The sequence below is a fragment of the Bradyrhizobium sp. CCBAU 65884 genome (assembly GCF_028128835.1).
In the GTDB taxonomy this organism is placed as follows: domain Bacteria; phylum Pseudomonadota; class Alphaproteobacteria; order Rhizobiales; family Xanthobacteraceae; genus Bradyrhizobium; species Bradyrhizobium ottawaense.
On the sequence record NZ_LBJU01000016.1, the window covers coordinates 1 to 467 of the forward strand.

Annotated in this window: 1 protein-coding gene; it reads right to left on the reverse strand. The window is 62.7% G+C overall.

Annotated features, from left to right (window positions below; genetic code table 11):
* Positions 1-467 (reverse strand): transposase (locus tag XI03_RS01530; RefSeq protein ID WP_271591090.1); only part of this gene is annotated, 467 nt, incomplete at both ends.

Genomic DNA, 467 nt, shown 5'->3' on the forward strand with positions numbered 1-467 from the left:
AGGCGAGCGTCTCGTGAACCGCCTGCTCGACGAGATCAGCAGCTTTGGCCATACGGCTGGCCCGCAGATCCGCGATGACGGTCCTGGCTTTCTCGTCGGCCGCGGCGCGGCTCTCCTGGGCATGAATGGCCTTGAGCATGTGGCTCACCTCGCGGACCCGGATCGACGGCACGTGGCTGAAGACATTGCGATAAAAATGCACCATGCAGCGTTGATAGCGTGCCTCCGGCAGATAATCCGCAACGCTTTCGACAACACCTCGGCACGCGTCGGAAACCACCAGCTGCACGCCCTTGAGACCGCGATCGACGAGATGCCGCAGAAACGAGGACCAGCCGGATTTGTCCTCCTTGGCGCCTTCACAGATGCCGAGGATCTCCCGGAACCCCTCAGCATTGACCGCCGAGGCCACCAGCAGCGACACGTTGCGAACCTCACCAGCCCAGCTGCGCTTCATCACGATGCCG